The 14,589-nt window shown below is 69.5% G+C and carries 11 protein-coding genes; 5 read left to right on the top strand and 6 right to left on the bottom strand.

Features of this window, described 5'->3' with window-relative positions:
- Positions 1-179 precede the first annotated feature (179 nt).
- The gene (locus tag HUA74_RS19605; protein ID WP_174455718.1) at positions 180-2,726 is read left to right on the top strand and encodes an RNA helicase; all 2,547 of its coding nucleotides are present in this window, start codon (positions 180-182) and stop codon (positions 2,724-2,726) included.
- Between the two features lie 3 nt (positions 2,727-2,729).
- Here HUA74_RS19605 and HUA74_RS19600 read toward each other — a convergent pair whose 3' ends face one another.
- Together HUA74_RS19600 and HUA74_RS19595 are read right to left on the bottom strand one after the other, a co-directional pair.
- Complete coding sequence (locus tag HUA74_RS19600; protein ID WP_174455717.1) at positions 2,730-3,224, bottom strand: hypothetical protein; 495 nt, start codon at positions 3,222-3,224, stop codon at positions 2,730-2,732.
- A 181-nt stretch (positions 3,225-3,405) separates the two neighbouring features.
- Positions 3,406-5,757, bottom strand: a complete 2,352-nt coding sequence (locus tag HUA74_RS19595) for a glycosyltransferase family 39 protein (RefSeq protein WP_174455716.1) — start codon at positions 5,755-5,757, stop codon at positions 3,406-3,408.
- A gap of 260 nt (positions 5,758-6,017) precedes the next feature.
- Here HUA74_RS19595 and HUA74_RS19590 point away from each other — a divergent pair, with 260 nt between their 5' ends.
- The 3 genes from HUA74_RS19590 (at position 6,018) to HUA74_RS19580 (ending at position 9,961) form a co-directional block, all read left to right on the top strand.
- Positions 6,018-6,485 (top strand): hypothetical protein, encoded by a 468-nt coding sequence (locus HUA74_RS19590; RefSeq protein ID WP_174455715.1) that lies wholly within the window; start codon positions 6,018-6,020, stop codon positions 6,483-6,485.
- Between the two features lie 73 nt (positions 6,486-6,558).
- Positions 6,559-9,231: a phosphoenolpyruvate carboxylase gene (locus HUA74_RS19585; protein WP_174455714.1), complete on the top strand. Its 2,673-nt coding sequence runs from the start codon at positions 6,559-6,561 to the stop codon at positions 9,229-9,231.
- 22 nt (positions 9,232-9,253) lie between these two features.
- Positions 9,254-9,961 carry a hypothetical protein gene (locus HUA74_RS19580; protein WP_141648399.1) on the top strand — a complete coding sequence of 236 codons (708 nt, stop codon included), beginning with the start codon at positions 9,254-9,256 and terminating at the stop codon, positions 9,959-9,961.
- A 22-nt stretch (positions 9,962-9,983) separates the two neighbouring features.
- Here the strand turns inward: HUA74_RS19580 and HUA74_RS19575 are convergent, their stop codons facing one another.
- Together HUA74_RS19575 and HUA74_RS19570 are read right to left on the bottom strand one after the other, a co-directional pair.
- Positions 9,984-11,255, bottom strand: coding sequence for a GDSL-type esterase/lipase family protein (locus tag HUA74_RS19575; RefSeq protein ID WP_174455713.1), 1,272 nt, complete (start codon positions 11,253-11,255; stop codon positions 9,984-9,986).
- Between the two features lie 213 nt (positions 11,256-11,468).
- A complete protein-coding gene (locus HUA74_RS19570; protein WP_174455712.1) occupies positions 11,469-12,335 on the bottom strand; it encodes a hypothetical protein in 867 nt (288 codons plus the stop codon).
- A gap of 194 nt (positions 12,336-12,529) precedes the next feature.
- On the opposite strand from HUA74_RS19570, the gene HUA74_RS19565 reads away from it, so the two are divergent.
- Complete coding sequence (locus HUA74_RS19565) at positions 12,530-12,901, top strand: TIGR02266 family protein (RefSeq protein WP_141648396.1); 372 nt, start codon at positions 12,530-12,532, stop codon at positions 12,899-12,901.
- 29 nt (positions 12,902-12,930) lie between these two features.
- On the opposite strand, the gene HUA74_RS19560 is transcribed toward HUA74_RS19565, so the two are convergent.
- A complete protein-coding gene (locus HUA74_RS19560; protein ID WP_246137774.1) occupies positions 12,931-13,332 on the bottom strand; it encodes a GNAT family N-acetyltransferase in 402 nt (133 codons plus the stop codon).
- Positions 13,333-13,529: 197 nt separating this feature from the next.
- The gene (locus HUA74_RS19555) at positions 13,530-14,588 is read right to left on the bottom strand and encodes an alpha-ketoacid dehydrogenase subunit beta (protein WP_174455711.1); all 1,059 of its coding nucleotides are present in this window, start codon (positions 14,586-14,588) and stop codon (positions 13,530-13,532) included.
- Position 14,589: the final 1 nt, after the last annotated feature.

Raw genomic sequence — 14,589 nt, 5'->3', positions numbered from 1 at the left:
AAAGGTCGCGCAACGGTAGGCACGGGCCCTGCGAGCCACATCGTTCCGGCGTGCGTGGACAATGACGCGGGGTGGACCGAATCCCGGCGCCCGCGTCCGGGTCAGGACCGTTCGTGGGACACGGGTGTCTGATTTCCCAGCGGACTCGAAACGGTGGCTGCTCTAGAGTCCGCCGGGTGATGGACACCCCTGAGTCCCAAGCGCCGCTCGCCGCCCTGCTTCCCAAGAAGGGCGAGCCCCCGCTCGACGCTGACAGCATCCTGGACCGCTTCGTCGGCTACGTCTCCACGAACGGCCTCAGCCTCTACCCGGCCCAGGAGGAAGCCATCCTGGAGCTGCTGGCGGGCAAGCACCTGTTCCTCAAGACACCCACCGGCTCCGGCAAGTCCCTGGTGGCCACCGCCCTCCACTTCAAGGCCATGGCCGAGGGCAAGGTCTCCTTCTACACCTGCCCCATCAAGGCGCTGGTGAACGAGAAGTTCTTCGCGCTCTGTGATGCCTTCGGCGCGGAGAACGTGGGCATGCTCACCGGCGACGCGAGCATCAACCGCGACGCGCCCATCATCTGCTGCACCGCCGAAATCCTCTCCAACCTGGCGCTGCGCGACGCGGGCGCCCGGGTGGACTACGTGGTGATGGACGAGTTCCACTACTACTCGGACAGGGACCGTGGCGTGGCGTGGCAGATTCCGCTCATCGCGCTGCCCCAGGCGACGTTCCTCCTGATGTCGGCCACGCTGGGGCCCACGCACATCATCGAAGAGAGCCTCCAGAAGCTCACCGGCCGGGAGGTCGCCACCGTGCGCAGCACCCAGCGCCCGGTGCCGCTGGACTTCGACTACCGCGAGTCCGCGCTGCACGAGACGATTGAGGACCTCATCGCGCGCAAGAAGTACCCCATCTACCTGGTGAACTTCACGCAGCGCGCCGCCGCCGAGCAGGCGCAGAACCTCATGAGCGTGGACTTCTCCACCAAGGAGGAGAAGGAGGCCATCCGCCTCGCGCTGATGGACGCGCCCTTCGACACGCCGTACGGCAAGGACTTCCAGCGCTATCTGCGCCACGGCATCGGCATGCACCACGCGGGCCTGTTGCCCAAGTATCGCCTGCTGGTGGAGAAGCTGGCCCAGGGCGGCCACCTCAAGGTCATCAGCGGCACGGACACCCTGGGCGTGGGCGTGAACATCCCCATCCGCACGGTGCTCTTCACGCAGCTCTTCAAGTTCAACGGCGAGAAGCTCACCACGCTGAGCGTGCGCGACTTCCTGCAGATTTCAGGTCGCGCGGGTCGCAAGGGGTTCGACAACGAGGGCAGCGTCGTCGCCCAGGCGCCCGAGTATGTCGTCGAGAACGTCAAGCAGGCCGCCAAGGAAGCCGCGGGCAAGAAGAAGACGCCCAAGGCGAAGCCGCCGCAGAAGAACTTCGTCCAGTACGACAAGAGCACCTTCGAGCGGCTCCAGACGGGCATGCCCGAGCCGCTGGAGTCCCGCTTCGCCGTGTCCCACGGCATGATTCTCAACCTGCTCCAGAGCGACCACATCCGGGGCACCGGGGGCTACCACCGGTTGGTGCAGCTCATCCAGCGCTGCCATGACTCGGACTTCCTGAAGCGGCGACACTTGAAGGAGGCGGCGCGGGACTTCCGCACGCTGCGCGGCGCGGGAATCGTGGAGGTGACGCGCGGCGAGGGCGGCTCGGGGGCCACGGTGAAGGTGGCGCAGGAGCTCCAGTACGACTTCAGCCTCAACCACACGCTGTCGCTGTACCTGCTGGAGACGCTGGAGCTGTTGGACCCCACCACGGAGACGTACGCGCTGGACGTGGTGACGCTGGTGGAGTCCATCCTGGAGAACCCGGAGGTGGTGCTCTACGCGCAGCTGCACCAGCTCAAGGGCGAGAAGATTCAAGAGATGAAGGCGCGCGGCGTCGAATACGACGACCGCATGGAGGAGCTGGAGAAGCTGGAGTGGCCGAAGCCGAACCGCGAGTTCATCTACGGCACCTTCAACGCCTTCGCGCGCAAGCATCCGTGGGTGGGCGAGGAGAACATCCGGCCCAAGGCCGTGGTGCGCGACATGTTCGAGCGCTTCATGTCCTTCCACGACTACGTGCGGGAGTACGGGCTGCAGCGCAGCGAAGGCGTGCTGCTGCGCTACGTCAGCGACGTGTACAAGACGCTGTCGCAGACGGTGCCGGAGCGCTTCCGCACGGAGGAGGTGGAGGACATCATCGACCACCTGCGGGCCACCATTCGTCAGGTGGACTCCAGCCTCGTGGACGAGTGGGAGCGGATGAAGAACCCGGGCGCCGTCGTCGAGGCGAAGCCGGCCGTGGAGCTCAAGCCGAAGGAACTCACCGAGGACCCTCGCGCCTTCGCGGCCCGCGTGCGCGAGGAGCTGCACCGGCTGCTGCGCGCGCTGGGGCAGAAGCGCTACTCGGATGCGCTGTCGCTCCTGGACAACGCCCTGGGCGAGTGGACCGCGCCGAAGCTGGAGCAGGCCATGGTGCCGTACCACGAGGAGCACAAAATCGTGGTGCTCACGCCCCAGGCTCGCAAGCCGGCCAACACGTTCCTGAAGGAGTCGGGACAGCGGCTCTGGGAGGTCCAGCAGCGCATCATGGACCCCGAGGGCCATGGTGACTGGATGATCGACTGCGAGATTGACCTGCGGGACAGGCGGCTGGACGAAGGCCCCATCCTCATCCTGCGCCGCATCGGTCCGTGACGTTCAGCTCTCGGAGGCGGGCGTCGTCAGCTCGCCTCCGGCCAGCGGGGCTTCTTCTTCGCCCAGGGTGGACTCCTCGACGTCGAAGTCGCCCTTGCCGTCGGAGATGAGGACCATCCGCCAGTCGTGGGTGGAGAGGATGACGTGCTCGGCGTCGCACTGGACGTCGACCGCCACGTCCTCGACGGTCCACGAGCCGACCCACACCGTCATCTTGTCGATGCACTCGGTGTCGCCGCACTCCTCGGTGGAGGCGACCCACAGGCGGCCCTCCGGCGCGGCGATGCAGGACACGGGCTCCGCGTGGCGCAGGCGGGGCGGGGCCATCTCGTCCGGCGCGCCCTCGAAGAGGTCCTCGCGCTCCGGCATCCCCGCGTCGAAGAGGAGGGGAGTCGTGTCTGTCCGCTCGGGGGGCTGAGCGAGCGTCGTCGGCTTCGCCAGGGCCCCGGGCGCGGCCAGAAAGCCGCACATCGCCGCCACCTTCCAACACCGTGTCATCCACATGACCTTGTGCTCCTGAGCGGCGCTGTTGGCCGCGTCTCGTGCACAGGGGTTCTGCAAGGCGCGGACCGGGCCTGCGTGCGGGCGCGGAGACACAGCGGTGAGCCTGTGTCTGGGGGGGCGTTCAGTCCGCTCCCGTGGTTCCGCGCGCGGTGACCTGCGGGCGCTTCGCTCTGATTCAAGGGGTCGTCGTGGAGCGGAGCTGCGGCGGGGCGGGCGGGGGCGGGATGGGGACTTCGGAGGAGCGCGCCTCGGCCAGCTCCTTGGCGAGCCACGCGAGGCCCTCGTCATTCGGGGCGAGGGTACTCGCGCGTGTCGCCAGCTCGCGTGCCAGCTCCAGGCGTCCCGCGCGGAGGTGATGCTCGGCGGCCACGTTCAGCATGGCTGGCGCCTTGGGGGCCGCCGCGAGTCCCGCCGCCACGGCTTTCTCCAGGGGTGCGGTCGCGAAGTTGAAGCCCGGCAGGGCCTGCAGCGCCCGCGCATAGGCTCGCAGCGCGTCGGCGTATCGGCCCAGGCCCGTGAGTGCCACGGCCCGCAGATGGTGGGTGACGGCGAGGTCGGGAACGGCGGCGAGCACCGCGTCCGCATCCTCCAGCGCGCCCGCATACAAACCCCACCGCACGCGCGCCAGTCCTCGCGCATGTCGTGCGCTCAACAGGTCGTGCATCGCGAAGAGCCTTGCCTCCCAGCGCGCGCGTTGCTCGCCCGCTGCCTCGGGCAATACCTCGGCTCCCACGACCGCGAAGGCCAGCGCATCCAGCGTTCCGCCTCGCTGCTCCAGGGACGCCGCCGCTGCCTTGAGTGCCCCCGCGCGGTCGCCCTGTGTGAGCAGGCAGTCCGCCACGACGAGGGCCGGATCCAGCGACGTGTCATAGAGAGCGCCCCGATAGCCCGCGGCCTGTGCCGCCCTCGCCGCGTCGAGCGCCTGCTCACAGTGGCCCGCTCGCCGCGCCAGCTCCGAGGCGAAGTAGAGGTCCATGGGCGTATCGAGCCCGAGCTTCTCCACGGACAGCGCTCCGGAACGCTCGGCGACGGCGGGTGACTCGAAGGGGACACCGCGCAAGGCTCGGCTGAGCGCGGTGAACGGATGCGCTGCCTGGAGCTGTTCGAAGGCCCGCGTTGCTTCGTCATAGTGGCCCGCGCGCAGGGCCTCGTTCAGCGCGGTGCCCGGGCTGCCGACCGCCTCGGTGCGTTCCAACATCCGGTCCACGTCACGGACGAAGGGAAAGAATGACGGCAGCGCCAGGCACAGCGCCAAGGCCGCCACGCTGGCGCTCAACACGCGAGGCTGACGTCGCGATTCGAACATCGCGACGGCGAGGGCGCTCGCGAGCAGTGCCCACGCGGGTAGGGCGGCCACCCGATAACGACTCACCACGTAGAAGCCCACGGCCAGCGCGGTGCTCGCCGCGAGGTACAGCACGACGAGACCGATGGGCCGTCGCCGCGCGAACATCACGCCCAGCCCCGCGAGTCCCAGCAGCCCGAGGACCTGGGCATTCAGGAGCGGCAGGCCCGCGAGTCCCGCCTCGGCCCGGCGCACTTCGACCAGGTCGTGTCCCTCCGGGCCGAAGAGGAAGAACGCCAGCTTGCGACCGAAGAGGCCCAGGAAGGTGCCCGGTTCCTCCAGCGCGAAGTTCAGCGTCTTGCGCATCCAGTACAACTCGGTGCGAGTGGGGGAGAGGTCTTCACCTGCCTCCGCGCGAGCGAACTGGCGGTAGAGGCTGTGGGCGTGGTCAGGCCGCTCGGGAGAGCGGAGCTGGGCCTCGTACTGCTTGATGAGCGTGGGGGGCTGGGCGCCCAGGCCGGTGCCCTCGGGCCGGTTGCCCATGTGCAGCACCGCGCCCGCGCTCATGGTCGCGCCGAGATGCGAGCCCACCGTCGCGCGGATGACCTGCGCGGGCAGCCAGGAGGAGAACAGCCCCGTGACGAGCAGCACTCCGGCCACCTTGAGGCCGGTGCGTCGCGCCGCGTGCCGGGTCTCCCATAGCACCCAGCCCGTGGCGAGGACGAGGATGGCGAGCCCCGTGGGGCGCGTCGCCGCGGAGAGTCCGAGCAGGACGCCCGTGCCCACCAGCCAACGTGTCCGGAAGCCAGGCCTCGCGTGGGCGAGCAGCGCGAGCGCGCCCAGGTTGAGCACCATCACCAGGAGGTCCGGCTCCAGGGTGGCCTCATAAAGCAGCACCGGCGTCGTCACCGCGACGAGCGCGGCGGCGAGCAGGCCCACGGCTCGCGACAGCAGTCGGGCGCCGAGCACATAGACGGCGATGAGTCCGAGGGCGCCCGCGAGGCTCTGGACCCACCGCAGCGCAGTGGGGGACAGCGCGACGTTGAGGAGCAGGTAGAGCGGGCTGAAGTCCGCGCCCTGCTCGGGGAGCATCCGGTCCGTCATCAGCAGGCGAGCACTGTCGGGGTACTTGGCGAACATGCTCCCGGGGAGCAGCACCAGCCCCAGCGCGACGTGCGCGACGCACAGCACCAGCAGGACGAGGGGTAGGAGCCCACGGGGGAAGGGGCGGCTCAAGCTCACGGGGGGACCATACCGGATGTGCCTGCTGGAATCGTCGGCGCTCGCCTGGTCGGGTGGGGGGCGAGAGGTGGTGTGAAGGGGCGCCGCTCCTGCTCATGGCCGGACCGCATCAGAGCCCCCCTTTGGCACGGAGCCTGGTCAGCTCGTTGCTGGCCGAGCCGTCGGCGCGGTGGCTCGCTGGCCGACCCCCCCAGCGGGTCGGTTCAGGTTGCCTTCAGCGCGGCCATCCCAATACGACGAATCAAACGAGGAGCTGGACCATGGGCTATCGCATCGAGCGTCCTGCGGAGCTGTTCGAGTCCGTTCGCTACAACACCAAGACGACCCCCGACCTTCGCGGGGCAATGCGGAAGAAGGTCGAGGAGCTTGAGAAGCGCATCGCAGAGCGCGAAGGCCGGCTGCAGCGAATTCGCGACGAGTACCAGATCGACCCCGAGCGTCTGGCCACCCTGGTCATCCAGTACCAGAACAAAGAGTCTGATTTCGTCTCCTACCAGGCTCAAGGCGGCTCTCCCCGTGACACCGTCGTGCCCGCTGGGGTCATCGCCAACATCATCCGTGAGCGGGAGATGATCGACTCGGAGCGAGGTCAAATCCGCAAGCTGGAGCTGGTCCTGCGGAACCTCCCCGAGTCGGAGCTGTACAACGACCCCAGGACGGGAGAGGTCAAGAGCCGGCAGCCGTTGCATCAGCTGACGGATGACGAGCTCGAGTACCTCGGGTTCTGAGTCGGACGAGAAGTGGGGGCCCCCGGACATTGCCCGCGCGAACCCTGGCGGAAGCGGTTACGGTCCACGGCATATGGCTCGTATGCGCGCCGTGGATCAGCCGCTCCGTCGTGATGTCCGCCTGCTGGGGCGGCTGTTGGGAGAAGTGCTCGTCGAGCAGGAAGGGCAGGAGCTGTTCGACCTGGAGGAAGAGGTGCGCCGGCTGTCCATCCAGCGGCGGCGTGGCCCGGTGCCGGGGCGACGTGCCTCCGCGGCCGAGCTGGCGGACATCCTGAAACGTCTGCCCCTGGAACAGGCCGAGCCCGTGCTTCGCGCCTTCTCGGTCTACTTCCAGCTCGTGAATCTGGCCGAGCAGCACCACCGCATCCGCCGCGCCCGCGCCCATGCTGGCGCCGAGTCCCCCAGTCCCCAGCGAGGCTCGCTGGAGGCGACGCTGCTGTCTCTCAAGGACGCGGGCATTTCCGCCTCACGCGTGCGCGAAGCGCTCCGACAGATGAAGGTGACGCTGACGCTCACCGCGCATCCCACGCAGGCCGTGCGCCGCACGTTGCTGGAGAAGCTCTACCGGATGGCGGGGCTGCTGGAGGAGCGGGACCGCTGCGAGCTGACCCCCCGCGAGAGCGCCGACAACGTGGAGTCGCTCCGCGAGGAGATCACCACGCTGTGGCAGACGGACGAGCTGCGCCGCGAGCGTCCTACCGTGGGCGACGAGGTGAAGAACATCCTCTGGTACGTGGAGGAGGTGCTCGCCGAGCAACTCTCGGAGCTGCCCGAGGTGCTGGAGTGGGCCTTCGAGCGCGCGTACGGCGAGCCGCTCGGGCAGGTGGACACTCCGGTGCGCGTCCACTCGTGGGTGGGCGGGGACATGGATGGCAACCCGCTCGTCACGCCCGAGGTCTTCGGCGACACGCTGCGCGCGCACCGTGCTCGCGGGCTGCGTCTCTTGATGCAGGGCCTGGAGCGCCTGGGAGGGATGCTCTCCCAGTCGGACCGACACGCGAAGCCGTCACAGGAGCTGCTCGCCTCGCTGGAGCGCGATGCGGCGCAGCTTCCCGAGGCCGAGCAGCGCCTGGGGCCTCGCACCGTGGGCGAGCCCTGGCGTCGCAAGCTGCGCTTCATGGAGGAGCGGCTGCATCAGGCGCTGCGCCATGTGCTGGCCCAGCGCACCGGCGACGCGGGGCCGATGCCCGAGAGCGCGTACCGGACGCCGGAGTCGCTGCTCGCCGATTTGGACCTGCTGGCGCGCTCACTGGTGGAGGCGAAGGCCGGCAACGCGGGGCTCCGACAGGTGCGACGCATGCGCGAGCGGGTGTGCGCGCTGGGCCTGTCCCTGGCCGAACTGGAGGCCCGTGTTCCGGCCGAGGACGCGGTGAGCGCGGCGGCCTCGCTGGAGCCAGGTGGGCCCGCGCCGTCGGAGGGTGGAAAGCGCCTGCTCGCGGTGCTGGAGAAGCTGCGCGAGGCCCAGGCCGAGGCGGGAGAGCCCGCCTGCCGCACGCTCATCCTCAGCATGGCCAGCACCGCCGAGGACGTGCTCGCGGCCTTCCGCTGCATCAAGCATGCGGGCCTGTGGGACGCGCGGCGGGGCTGCGCCACCGTGGACGTGGTGCCCCTGTTCGAGCAACTGGGCGCGCTGGACTCCGGACCGGACGTGCTGCGCACGCTCTTCGCGCATCCCGAATACCGCAAGCACGTCGACGCGCGGGGCGCGCAAGAGGTCATGGTCGGCTACAGCGACTCGGGCAAGGAGGTGGGGTTGCTGGCCGCCAGCGCCGCGCTCTACCGCGCGCAGGTGGCGCTCACCGAGGCGGCGCGCGAGGCGGCGGTCCCGCTGCGGCTGTTCCATGGACGAGGTGAGTCGGTGGCTCGCGGTGGTGGCCCGGCGCAGGAGGCCATCCTCGCGCTGCCTCCTGGCGCGGTGGCGGGGGGCTACAAGGCCACGGAGCAGGGCGAGGCGCTGGACCACAAGTACGCGCGCCCGGAGCTCGCACGCCGCACGCTGGAGCTCATCGTCGGAGGGGTGTTGCCGCACCTGCTGGATGCGCAGCCGCGCCCGTCGCCGGAAGACGAGAAGGAGTTTCGCGCCGCGTTCGACACGCTGGCCGAGACGGGCCGCGAGGCGTACCGCGCCCTGGTGTGGGACGACCCCCGGTTCCTGGAGCTCTTCACCGCCGCGACGCCGGTGGAGGAGATCTCCGCGTTGCCCATCGGCTCGCGCCCCAGCAAGCGCAAGGCGGGAGGACTGGAGACGCTGCGCGCGATTCCGTGGGTGTTCGCCTGGACGCAGAACCGGGCCATCATCCCCGGCTGGTACGGCGTGGGCTCCGCTCTGGAGGCGTTCGCGAAGGAGCCCGGTGGACCCGCGCTGCTCAAGCGCATGTACCGCCAGTGGCCCTTCTTCAAGGCCGTCATCGACAACGTCACCATGGTGCTGGCCAAGTCGGACATGGCCATCGCGGGCCGGTACGCGGCGCTCGCCTCCGCGTCCACGCGCCCGCTGTGGCGGCTGATTCAACAGGAGCATCGGCGCACGCGTCGGCAGGTGAAGCGGCTGACGGGGGAGGCCCGGCTCTTGGACCACAACCCCCAGCTCCAGCGCGCCATCTCCCTGCGCAACCCGTACGTGGACCCGATGTCCTTCCTCCAGGTGGAGTTGATGCGCCGCAAGCGCGAGAGCGCGTGTGACTGCGACAGACCCCTGTTGCTCTCGCTCAACGGTATCGCGGCCGGCATGCGCAACACGGGTTAGTCTTTCCGGGAGGAGGCGTCGGATGGCCAGGGACACATTCACGGTGGAGGACGTCAACCCGAAGCACGGCTTCGCGCGGCTGCGTCCGGACTCGGGCGAGGGGCTCTTCAACGCGCCGCTCTATCCGGAGCCGGAGTCCGGCGCGCCGCCCTTCCAGCTTCGCAAGGGAGACCGGGTGACGGGGCTGCGCCGGGGCCAGGCCGTGGCCGACGTGGCCTGGGTGTCGCGCGCGGAGCCTCCCTACGAGCTGGTGGAGCGCATGGGCGAGCTGCTCGCGAAGCTGGAGCCGTGGGAGCTGAAGGTGCCTGCCACGGCCATGGAGCTCGCGGAGCATCACTGGCGCGACAGCCGAGAGGACCCATTGCGCCAGGAGCTTTTGTCCCAGCTCCCGACGTTCTTCGACTTCGAGCTGTCGCATCCGTTCAAGGACGGCGCGCTGCTGGAGCGACTGGAGGCGGCCATGCAGCCCTACCTCCCGGGCTTCGCCGTGAAGCCGCTGCAAGGGCGCAACGCCTTCGTCGTGGACCCGGGCGCCGTCGAGGTCGAGGTCGGCGAGGGTGACTGGGATGCGCCCGCGAAGACCTTCGCGCCCTTGCTGCTGCGCGTGAATGCACAGCTGGAGGCCGCGGGCGCGCCGGTGCGCTGGGTGCCCGCGGAGAACGACTGGCTCCTGCTGCCGCCAGGGCTGGCGGAGCTGCTCGTCCTGCACGGCGTGCTCGGTCCTCGCTGAGCCGCCGCCGCGACGCGCGCGGCTACAACTGGCCGCGCTCGCGCAGGGTGCGCACCACCTCGGTCGCCATCACCCGGTGGCCATCGGTGCTCGGGTGGATGCCGTCCACGCCCAGCCCTTCCAGGTAGAGGTGCACGTTGCCCGTGCGCCTCATCACCGACTCCAGGTCGATGACCTCTGCGCCCGTGCCGCCGGCGCGCAGCCACGCGTTGAAGCTGAGCCGCTGCGACTTCACGTACTCATAGGCGCCGTAGTTCGTCTTCTCCTTTGGCAGCAGCGTGCTCACCCAGACGTGGCAGAAGGGCTCCAGCCGCTGCACCAGCAGGAGCATCCGCGTCTCCATCTGCTCCTCCGCGCCCTCGTCGCCCAGGTCATTGGTGCCCAGGAGCACCAGGCAGTCGGTGATGCCCTTCACCGCGAGCACCTCGTCGTCGAGCAGCATCAGCGCGTCGTAGAAGCCCTGGCCGCTGACGCCCGCGTTGACCACGGGCACGCCCAGCTGGGACTCCACCAGCGCGGGCCACGCGTTGCGCGTGTCGTTGCGCAGGTCGACATAGCCCTCGGTGATGCTGTCGCCCATCGCCAGGAAGGCCCGGCCCGTGGGGCCCTCCACGTCCACCGTCGCCACGCCCACGGAGCGCTCGAAGGCCTCGCCACCAAGCGCTTCCGACGCCTGGGAGTGCGTGCCGACCCGCGCGAAGCTGCCGGGAAACGCGTTGATGGCGCTGGCCGCCAGCGCGCCGCGAACCTCGAAGGTGATGGCCAGGTCGTCGCGGAACGTCACCGGAAAGGTGAGCGGGTCCGACCTCACCAGGGCGCGAGCGCCCGCGTTGAAGCCCGGCTTGCCCTCGAAGCTCAAGGCCACGGGCGTGGACACCAGTGAGCCGTCCGCGCCGGCCCGCGCCACGGTGGCGCGCTGGAGCGTGAGCGCTCCGTCACCCGCGCGGAACGTCACCTGGATTCGCTCTCCGGCCCGCGCCACCGGCACCCGCATGCGGAACGTGGTGACGCTGCTCACGGAGTAGGACCAGCGCAGGGCCTGATGGAAGCCGGGCTGGAAGCTCACGGCCGGCGGTGTCGGTTGCGCGGGTGGGGGCGCGGTTCGCACCTGCCCCTCGTCGTTCAGCACCAGCGGCGGTGCCACCTCCACGGACGCGTCCGGCGCATTCGAGGTTTCATCCTGCTCCTGAGAGGGCTCTTCCCACACGGGGTCTTCCGCGTTGCTGGGAGTGCACGCCCATTGCGCACCGCCCACACACGCCAGGACTCCGAGCCACGTCCGCCACATTCGCATCGTCGCTCCCTCCCGAGGACGCACGATGCTCACCGCTCATTCCCGCGACGACCACCCGACACACGCGCAAGGCCCGAGGCGCGCGGCGCACGCCTCCCTGGTCTCCGGGCGAGACGGAGCCGCGAGTGTCCCTCGCGTGCGCATTCGCCGCCCTTGCGTGGCCTCGCGGCGTCCACTCAGGGCAACGGAGTTACCCCGCGTGGGCACTCCGCTTCAGGGGATGCATGCGCCCACACCGGGATTGTCATTCAGTGGACGACACGTCCCGGCGGTACAGGCGGAAGTGCCCGAGGGCCGGCACAGCGGCCGGCAGTTGAGCCCACGCCCCGTATTCACACACGCGCTGCCCGGCGCGCACTGGTTGCTGAAGTCGCACGTCTCGCCCGTGCCGCGCGTGCCGCTGCCCGCACAGACGGGGCCCGACGAGGCCGGATAGCAGCTCAGCGGCGCGGTGCAGCCCTGGGCGAAGGGGTCGCACGCCTGCGAGCGCGGCCCGCACAGCAGCGGCAGCTCCGACGTGCCCGCGAGCCGCAGCACCGTGTTGCACTCGCCCGCATCCCCGCACTGCGTCGTCGCGTGGCACAGCCGGCGACAGAAGAAGCCCGTGCCGCCGTCGTCCTGCCGCTCGTCCTTGCAGAACAGGCCCGCGGCGCACGTGTCGTATTCGACGCCGCCATCCGTGGGCGCCAGCGTGCACCGCGCGCCCTCCGCGCTCGCACCCGCCTCCACGCACCGCCGCTCCGTCGTCGCGCCCGCGCTCACGTATGTGCAGCGCTGACCCTGCGCACAGTTCTGCTGGACGACGTCGCATGCCGCCGCGAAGCACCGGCTGCCCGTCTTGCCGCTCCCCAGGTCCGCGAAGTGGCAGCTTTGGCCCGTTCCACAGCCTTCCTGCCTTGCGACGTTGCATGCGAAGTCAGGGCTCGGCCCGCCGTCTCCCGGATGCCCGCCGCCATCCGGGTCCCCCGGCACCCCGGAGTCTTCACCGTTGGGCGCGGGCTTGTTGTCATCGTCATCACATCCAGGCGCCAAGAGCGCCAGGAAGAGGGTCCCCGTCAACACCGCGAGCCACGCGCGCATCCCACGCTCCCGAATCGAAGTCAGCGGGGACTTACCTGATGGAGTTCATTCGTGGGGGCCCACTTGAATCGTGCCTGGAAAGCAGCGGACACTTGCCGGATGACCGATGCCCAAGGGGTGGCTCGGCGCGTCAGAATCCCTGAGGTTGGGATGGCAGCGGGTCGCCAGCAGTGGCCAGGGGGTAGCGGGTGCACATGACTAGCAAGGTGGCGGAAGCAGAGATGGCACCAGGAGATCCTTCCGCGTACGCGAACCGTCGCACCGATGAGCGCGTGGCGGCGAAGTTCGCGGTTCGTTTCGAGCACACGGAGGACGCCGCGCGAGCGCTGCGCGTGTTCTCCATCAACGTGTCGGCGGGCGGCCTGTGCCTGCGCACGCGCAAGGCCTACGACGTAGGTTCGCAGGTGCGGCTGTCCATGGACATCGCGGGCGAGGAGTTCCACCTCAATGGCATCATCGCGTGGGTGCGCGATGAGGAGGAGGCCATTGGCGTGCGCTTCACGGACGTGAGCGACGAGGACCGCGCGCGGCTCCACCGGGTGGTGGAGAGCTTCAAGAAGCGCTGACGTCCGGTGGAGACACGATGGAGCCGGCCCTAGTGGCGGCCCTCTGTCTCCACATGGCGGAACACGCCCGCATCGATTTCGGAGAAGCCGCACGCCGTATAGAAGTTGCGTGCCTCCGGGGTGATGGCCATGGGCGAGACGAGCTGGAGCTGACGGGCGCTGAGCACCTTGCAGCGCTCCAGGATCTGCTTGATGAGCGCGCGGCCCACGCCCCGACGCCGCCAGGTCTCCGTCACCACCAGCTCGTCGATGGTGGCCACGCGTCCGCGCAGCCGCAGCTGCGGCCGGTGCGAGAACGACAGCATGCCCACCGGTTTGTCCTGGGGGTCGCCCGCGACGAAGATTTCAATCTCCGGATGGCTCACCACCCAGTGCACGGTCTGCTGGTCCGTGCCCTGGGGATAGCCCAGCTCGCGAAGCAGCAAGGCCATTGCCTCCGCGTCGCCCCGACGGGCGCGGCGAATGCGAAAGGCGGGGGCATCTGTTCCCGCGGGGGTGACGGTCCGGACGATTGGCTGTGACAAGGCAGTTGGGAGTCTAACGAAAGGGCCGCCGCTCCTCCAAAGAGGAACGGCGGCCCGGAACTTTCCGTGGTGCGGGAACCACGGCGTACTTGTGGGTGCGACGCTTACGGCTGCTCGCCAGCAAGGGAGCGCAGGGCGTCGGTGATGTCGTTCTGCTGGGGCACGGAGGCCATCTCCAGCGTGTCGGCCAGGCCGATGCCGGGGACGAACTTGCCGGCCACGAGGCGGGGCGGAGCGAGCAGCGAGTAGAAGAGCTCCTCCACCGTGCGGCGCAAGAGGTGCTCACCGAAGTTCGTCACCTCGGTGTCCTCGTTGACGAACAGGACGCGGCCCGTCTTCTGGACGGAGGTCTTGATCATCTCCCAGTCGTAGGGCCACAGCGAGCGCAGGTCGATGACCTCCACGCTGATGCCCTCGTCGGCGAGCGTCGCCGCGGCGCGCGCGCACAGGGGCAGGGTGCGGCCGTAGCTGACGACGGTCAGCTGCGTGCCCTCGCGCAGGAGCTTGCCCTTTCCAATGGGAATGGCGAACGCCTCCAGCTCCGCGGGCCACTGGGGCTTCCACTGCGAGCGGTCACCCAGGGGCGCGTCGATCATCTTCGACAGCGCGCGGTCGTCGTCCGGCTCGCCGGGGATGCGCTCGTCGCCCTTCACGCGCAACAGCGCCTTGGGCTCCAGGAACATGACGGGGTTCTGTTCCTTGCACGCGGAGATGAGCAGCCCGTACGCATCCAGCGGCGTGGAGGGCATGACCACCTTCCAGCCGGGGATGTGCGTCATCGTCGCGTCGAACGAGTGCGAGTGGTAGATGGACCCGCGGATGCCGCTGCCCACCGGGGTGCGCACCACCATGGGCAGGTTCCAGTCGCCGTTGCTCGCCCAGCAGGTGTTGCCCGCCAGCTTGAGCAGGTCGATGGTGTTGTAGACGTAGTCGCAGAACTGGATCTCCGCGACGGGCCGACCGCCACCCAGCGAGATTCCCATGGCCGCGCCGATGATGCCGCGCTCGTCCAGGGGCGAGTTCCACGCCGTCTTCAAACCCTGCGTGCAGGTGAAGACGCCGCCGAGCGGAGCGCCGACGTCCTCTCCGAAGATGTCCGTCACGCCGAGGTTCTCCTCGGCGTAGTGGAGGGCCATGCGAATGGCCTGTGCCATGTTGGCCATG

The organism is Myxococcus sp. CA051A, from assembly GCF_013336705.1.
In the GTDB taxonomy this organism is placed as follows: Bacteria; Myxococcota; Myxococcia; order Myxococcales; family Myxococcaceae; genus Myxococcus; species Myxococcus llanfairpwllgwyngyllgogerychwyrndrobwllllantysiliogogogochensis.
This window is presented reverse-complemented; position numbering and strand designations above follow the sequence as displayed.